The sequence below is a fragment of the Collimonas sp. genome (genome assembly GCF_044339385.1).
Taxonomy (GTDB): Bacteria; Pseudomonadota; Gammaproteobacteria; order Burkholderiales; family Burkholderiaceae_D; genus Collimonas.
Genome location: NZ_JBIIVN010000235.1, coordinates 1 through 6,018, shown reverse-complemented (window position 1 = coordinate 6,018; position 6,018 = coordinate 1). Strand labels below are relative to the sequence as shown.

The following is a 6,018-nucleotide window of genomic DNA, read 5'->3' as shown; positions in this document are numbered from 1 at the left end:
GCACGGCTAGCTCCTTGAACTCCGCCGTGTACATCTGTTTTGGTATCTTCTTCATTGCTGGTCTTTCCAAAGGATCGTTGATTTTACGTTACCTATGGAAGACTAAATTTCGGGGGAAGCTCAGTGCTTGACAGGTTTTCCGATGCCCCAAAAAGGCAAGGCGGGAAATTTCGAGGGTATGGGCGTGGAACCCCGGTTTGCGACCTGGGCAAATTGCCCGGCCTTCATAGTGAAGTATAGGGCAAAATGCCCTATTTTACAAGCTGTTTTGGTGGTCGATGCGCTCGCGGCCGTTGCGGGCTGCGGTTTTGCCTCGTTTCTTTGACACTTGAGGAGCCAACTGGTGAGCACTGCCGGTTACCGCCCCTTCTTGGCGTAAAACCTGGGCCGTGGTGCATCCACCAGCTTCCAGTAATGGTCTGGATGGTTGTGTTGAGGCCCGGGGAGTCCAGAGGGGCGTAGCCCCTTTGGGCATAGCGCAGCGTAAGTAGGACGAAATAGGCTGTTCCAGGCGCTTGCGCCTGGTTTCGTAGCCCTCAGCACCTCCGGCGCTGCTCGATTTGGGGTGAGGCCACCTGCCGAGGGGCGCAGCCCCTGGGGGGATGGGAGGCCGCTTGCGGTCGGGTGGGATCGAGAAGGGGGGCGTCCCCCCTTCGGCGTCGATTCATCGCGGCCGCTTCGGGGCATTGCCCGTTTTTTTTTTGCAGGTTCTTAGTTATAAACCAAAGTTATAAGAATACGTTAAACCTATGGTTAAAATTCGGTTAGCACGCTCGAAAAACGCGGCTAAGTCGTTGATACTCCAAAGAAAACCCGTTCTGCGCTGCCCCTCAAGTGTCTAGGGATAGCCCCTCAAGTGTCTGTAGCCTGCCCCTCAAGGGTCAACGAACGGCCCCTCAAGTGTCTATGGTCGCGCCCCTCAAGTGTCTATAGCGAGGCCACCTTGCCAATAGGCTTATCCACAGAAACTGTGGGTAAGTGCCTGTTCGGCCGCTCGAAAAGGCACCTGGCCAGCGCTTGGGGAGCCTGGCCAGCCTCGAAAACGGCCCGCGCCCCTCAAATGTCAACGTAGCGCCGCTTGGCCGCGCCCCTCAAGTGTCAATGAACGCCCCTCAAGCGTCACGGCCGACAAAGTTATTCAATTTTTGTCCGCATCCACCAGGCGGCACCAGGTGCCGGCGACCGACGAAGGGGGCGGCATGCTGACATTTGAGGGGCCGGCGCAGCTCATGCCCACCGTATTGACAGATGAGGGGCCTTGGCCACGCCGTGTTAGTCATCGGTCAGGATCGTCTCGTAGTCCTGGCCACCATAGAACACGCCGATGATGGACACCTGCTCGGCGTCTACGTCGAAGGCGATCACGGCGCGCTTTTTGTAGTTGGTGATGCGCAGGCCGGCGCGGACGTCATCGCGCCTGGTGCCGCGATGTGGGAAGGTACACAGGCTCTCGCAGTAGCTCACGATGGCCTCGGTGTACCGCGCTGCAATGTCGGGGGATGCTGCAACGGCGATGTAGCCGTACAGCGCCGCAAGCTGTTCCTCGGCCTCGGGGGTGAAGATGACGCGATAGCTCATCGCGCCTTCGCGTGCTCGACAGCAAGACGGGCACGCACCTGGTCAACGGTGACGGCACGGGATGGATCGGCTTTCAGAGCGTCGTAGGCCGGGCCGACCTGGTCGTGTAACCAGCTTTCGACGGCTCGATCACGCGCCAGAAGAGCGCGCAGCCCGTCGCGGATCACCTCGCTTTCGGTGGCGTACTCGCCCGACCGCACCTTGGTTTTCACCGCATCCGCCATGTCGTTCGGCAGGGTGATGCTCAGTTGTTGTGTGGTTCGCATAGCGCCTCCATTCTTGAATAGGATTTAATCCTACTCCGATGTTCCACCGCAGTCCAGCCTCTCGGGATCGCCTGGCGCTCCGGCGCAATGGGCGCCGCTAGGCTTGCGTATGGCCCCCTAGCGGGCCTCGAACGAGGTCGCCAAGGGGTAGGCATGGGTATTCCACGGAAAGGGCGCTGGAAGCCGCGGGGGCGAGACTCGGCACGAGGCTCGATGCGCAGCACGACATAGTCGGTTTTCGCGTCCCGCGAAAATTCCCCCGGTTGGCCCCTCATCTGTCAATGAAAAACGGGAGCCGAAGCCCCCGCTGTTGATCGCCTGCCCACCTGGCCGTCTACCGCTCACAGTAGATTTTGTCCCCGGCCACCCATGTTTTCTTGACCAGGCCGCTGCCGGTCAGCTCGTCGCATGCCTTGTTGGTCTGCTCCGTCCACTTCTTGAGCCGATCCGAGTCCGATCCGCACATGAGCCGGAACGATTCCAACAGCATCGGGAACGGCTCGCTATGCGACACGAAGTAATCGAACATGCGCCTGGCTGTCGGCGACAGTGAACGGTACTTTTCCCACTCGAATTTCGAGTAGTACTTGCCGGCGAACAGCACCACCATTTCATCGTCAATCTCGACCTGGCAGCGCGAGTTTTTCTTGCCTCGATCCAGTACGCGAAAGCGATGGATCAGCGACACGGATTCAAGGCGACCGATCCGGCCGGAAATGAACTGCAAGGCCGTCGCCTGCAACCTTGACAAGCATTCCTCGGCCTTGTCGTAGTAGCGGCCATTGATTGACCAGCCAAGGTCTTTGCACAGCTCGTAGAACGTGAACGTGACGGGCGAGCCGACCGGGACGCGCTTCGCGTATTCCAAGACTTGCTGCCAAACCAGCTCGTCGTCGTCGGCCCGCAGCTCGATGCCGGTGTAGGTGATTTCGACGCCCTTGGACAGCACGAAAATGGAGTGGGACTGCCGCGCCTCGCGGGGGGTGCGCTTGTTGCGCACCGTGAACAACGCGGCCCTGGCAAGATCGTTGGGCATGGCCCGCAAGTTGTCGGCCCAAGGCGCAATGTCGAACAGCGAAAGCTGTAGCTCCTTGATCTGCGCCTTTGTCGCCTTGAGCGTTGCGGCCTGCTCAAGCTGGTGCGCCTTGTCGGCCAGCGCGGCGACGGCTGTTGCTGGTTTCTTCTTGGGTGTTGTAGCCATGCGTTCCCTCCGGGTAGGTTGAGTAGGCCCGGCGCTGGCTTGCTTGGCCTGGTCTTGTTGATAGTGGCTGTAGACCGTGGCCCAGTATTCGTCAGTGGGGGAAGGTGAGGGTGCTGCGGCGACCTCGACCTCTGGCACGGTGGGTTCGGCGGCCGGCGTCGGTGCCGGCTCCGGGATCTGAACCAACGCGGCCGCGTTGGTGATGTGCTTTTGAGCCTGGCCCGATGCCTTGCGCGAAGCTGCGGTTTTGGAAGCGACCTCGGCGGCGCTCGCTGCGTCGATTCCACCGGCAATGAGTCGCCGCCTAAACTCTTCTTCGTCAAAGAAATCAAGGGTCATAGCGCACATCATCCAGGAAATTACTCGCCGTTGGCCGGCGCGCTGCTGCGGCCGCCCGGTGTTTTCGTTTCCAGGTACTCGATGTATTCGGCGACGAAATCCATACCGTACACGGTCTGCCCGTCCTTCTGATGTTCGGTATTTTCGATGCGACCCTCGACAAAAACCTTGGAGCCTTTGCCAAGGTATTTGCCGGCGTTCTCGGCAGTCTTGCCCCAGCACTTGATGCGGAAGAAATTGCTCTTCTCTTGCTTGACGCCGGCCGCGTCGCGCCATGTTTGGTTGACGCCAAGGTCAAAAACGGCGCGGGCATCGCTTCCGGATGTATACCGAACCTCACTATCACGGGTAAGATTACCGATAAATTGGAATTTGTTCAGGCTCACAAAGGCTCTCCTTCATTGGACAAGCCTACAGTTTAGCTAAACAGAAATCCACCGTCAAGAACTTTAGCGGCTAAAATTTTTAGCTGCGCCCAACGTAAGGCAAATGGTCTGTGTACAACCAAATACTATTTACAAACGTGCTGCGGCTCCTCGAAGAGCTGGGCATGACGAAGAACGAACTCGCGCAGAAATCAGGCATTTCCGTTTCCTTCCTTTCCGACCTGACCAACGGGAAAGCCAACCCGTCCCTCAAGATCATGGAAGCCATTGCGGAAGCGCTGGAAACGCCCCTGCCGACCTTGCTAGAACTCACAGATTTGGATCGGGCGACCTTGGACGCCCTTGCAGGCGGGCACGCGCCCCGCAGCCTTCCCGAAGGCTTCCTACGTGTCTCTGCCATCCTGACGGAATTTCAGGCTTACAACGTGCGCCAGTGGGATCAGGAGAACTGCAAGCATTTACAAGACAAGAAGCCGAACAAGGCCTAACTCCAGGGAAGAAATTTAGCGGCTAAAAAGTGAAGCTCTGGCATGCAAGGTGCCAGACGCGCCAACTAGGCGAAAACACTGGCTCGCTTCCGCATTGCGGCATGCATCGTCTTGTCTTGTCGTCGCCGAAGACGACGATGGCAGACCTTGACCGCAACGGACATTTCAATTTTATTGTTTAGTTTTTAGTTTTTAGTTTTTAGTTTTTAGTTTTTAGTTTTTAGTTTTTAGTTTTTAGTTTTTAGTTTTTAGTTTTTAGTTTCGGTATATCCTTTATCGTGTAGAATGCATGGTAACACATACCGGGATGAGAACCGAATGACCGAACCAGAAGACCAGTACGCGAGCGTCAAAGACCGCGCCAAGAAAAAGCTCGAACGGGACATGGGGCCGCTGCTGCTTGATGCGCTCCATGACCCCAAGACCGTCGAGCTGATGCTCAATGCCGATGGCAAGCTGTGGCAAGAGCGTCTTGGGGAAGGGATGAAGTGCATCGGCACGCTGCGCGCTGCGCAAGCCGAAGCCATCATCAAGACCGTGGCCGGCTACCACGGCAAGGAAATCACGCGGATCAAGCCGATCATCGAAGGCGAGTTGCCCCTTGATGGTTCACGCTTCGCCGGTCAGCTCCCGCCCATCGTCCCTGCGCCCACGTTTGCAATTCGTAAGAAGGCCATCGCCATCTTCACGCTTGAACAGTACGTGTCGGCCGGCATCATGACCACGGCGCAATACGACTCGCTGAAAGCGTCGGTTAAGAACCACCGCAACATCTTGGTGATTGGCGGCACCGGCTCGGGCAAGACCACCTTGGTCAACGCCATCATCAATGAAATGGTGCTTTGCAACCCTACAGAACGGGTCTGCATCATTGAAGACACGGGCGAAATTCAGTGTGCCGCTGAAAACTTCGTGCAGTACCACACATCGCTTGACGTGAGCATGACCGCCCTTCTCAAAGTCATTCTGCGCATGCGCCCTGACCGCATCCTGGTCGGCGAAGTGCGCGGCCCCGAAGCCCTCGATTTGCTCGATGCCTGGAACACCGGCCACGAGGGCGGGGCGGCCACTCTTCACGCCAACAACCCAATGGCTGGCCTGGCTCGTTTGAAGTCGCTCATCGCCCGCAATGAGTCGGCTCCATCCGATATTGAACCGCTGATAGGCGAGGTGATTCATGTCGTCGTCCACATCGCCCGAACCTCGGATGGTCGTCGCGTGCAGGAAATTCTTGAAATTTCCGGCTACGAAAACGGCCGTTACATCACACGCACTCTCTAAGGAATGAAGCCAATGCAAGCACCTGCCACCATCACCAAAATCTACTTGCCGACTGCCGACGCACGCGACGAAAAGACCGCTGCGCTGTACCGTCACATGGGCCTCACAGCCAACGAGGTTCGCAAGGTCATCAGCTCCCCGTTGCGCATCAACCGCAACACCCTTTTTCAGCTCGGCCTGTTCGTCCTCCTGGCGTTCATCTTCCTAGCCCCGCAACACGCCTTTACATCGACCGGCACGGGCGGTTCGCTGCCCTATGAAGGCTGGTTATAGTGGGCCCGGAAATCCGGACAATAGTTTAAGGAGTATCCTGCACTGAACAACGAAGGCAGGATATGAACGAATTAAAACGAAACTGAGCTTCCCTCGATTTTTCGTCTTCCAACAGGTGGCTTTTATGCCGCCTGTTTTTCCTGATGTTGCTCAGTGAGCCAGTCATCTAAATACTGGCAGGGTGAACGATAGCCAAGCGTCGAATG

7 protein-coding genes are annotated in these 6,018 nt (G+C 57.4%); 3 read left to right on the top strand and 4 right to left on the bottom strand.

All coding sequences use genetic code 11. The annotated features are described in order from the left end of the window. Positions 1-1,272: 1,272 nt before the first annotated feature. The 4 genes from ACIQ0R_RS12425 to ACIQ0R_RS12410 all read right to left on the bottom strand — a co-directional run bounded on the left by ACIQ0R_RS12425 (position 1,273) and on the right by ACIQ0R_RS12410 (position 3,770). Positions 1,273-1,578, bottom strand: a complete 306-nt coding sequence (locus ACIQ0R_RS12425) for a type II toxin-antitoxin system RelE/ParE family toxin (RefSeq protein ID WP_395827962.1) — start codon at positions 1,576-1,578, stop codon at positions 1,273-1,275. Next, positions 1,575-1,844 carry a type II toxin-antitoxin system ParD family antitoxin gene (locus tag ACIQ0R_RS12420; protein ID WP_395827959.1) on the bottom strand — a complete coding sequence of 90 codons (270 nt, stop codon included), beginning with the start codon at positions 1,842-1,844 and terminating at the stop codon, positions 1,575-1,577. The genes ACIQ0R_RS12425 and ACIQ0R_RS12420 overlap by 4 nt, the downstream gene beginning before the upstream one ends. Before the next feature lie 334 nt (positions 1,845-2,178). Next, positions 2,179-3,384, bottom strand: coding sequence for a plasmid replication initiator TrfA (gene trfA, locus ACIQ0R_RS12415; protein WP_395827955.1), 1,206 nt, complete (start codon positions 3,382-3,384; stop codon positions 2,179-2,181). Positions 3,385-3,404: 20 nt separating this feature from the next. Continuing rightward, the gene (locus ACIQ0R_RS12410; protein ID WP_395827952.1) at positions 3,405-3,770 is read right to left on the bottom strand and encodes a single-stranded DNA-binding protein; all 366 of its coding nucleotides are present in this window, start codon (positions 3,768-3,770) and stop codon (positions 3,405-3,407) included. Between the two features lie 110 nt (positions 3,771-3,880). On the opposite strand from ACIQ0R_RS12410, the gene ACIQ0R_RS12405 reads away from it, so the two are divergent. From ACIQ0R_RS12405 to ACIQ0R_RS12395, 3 genes are all read left to right on the top strand, one after another. Continuing rightward, a complete protein-coding gene (locus tag ACIQ0R_RS12405) occupies positions 3,881-4,258 on the top strand; it encodes a transcriptional regulator (RefSeq protein WP_395827949.1) in 378 nt (125 codons plus the stop codon). Positions 4,259-4,576: 318 nt separating this feature from the next. Further along, a complete protein-coding gene (gene trbB, locus ACIQ0R_RS12400; protein ID WP_395827946.1) occupies positions 4,577-5,539 on the top strand; it encodes a P-type conjugative transfer ATPase TrbB in 963 nt (320 codons plus the stop codon). Positions 5,540-5,542: 3 nt separating this feature from the next. Continuing rightward, positions 5,543-5,812: a hypothetical protein gene (locus ACIQ0R_RS12395; protein WP_395827942.1), complete on the top strand. Its 270-nt coding sequence runs from the start codon at positions 5,543-5,545 to the stop codon at positions 5,810-5,812. Positions 5,813-6,018: the final 206 nt, after the last annotated feature.

Coding starts and splice junctions, on each gene's coding strand:
- ACIQ0R_RS12425 (WP_395827962.1), bottom strand. CDS start 1,578: ATGAGCTATCGCGTCATCTTCACCCCCGAGGCCGAGGAACAGCTTGCG.
- ACIQ0R_RS12420 (WP_395827959.1), bottom strand. CDS start 1,844: ATGCGAACCACACAACAACTGAGCATCACCCTGCCGAACGACATGGCG.
- trfA (WP_395827955.1), bottom strand. CDS start 3,384: ATGACCCTTGATTTCTTTGACGAAGAAGAGTTTAGGCGGCGACTCATT.
- trbB (WP_395827946.1), top strand. CDS start 4,577: ATGACCGAACCAGAAGACCAGTACGCGAGCGTCAAAGACCGCGCCAAG.
- ACIQ0R_RS12395 (WP_395827942.1), top strand. CDS start 5,543: ATGAAGCCAATGCAAGCACCTGCCACCATCACCAAAATCTACTTGCCG.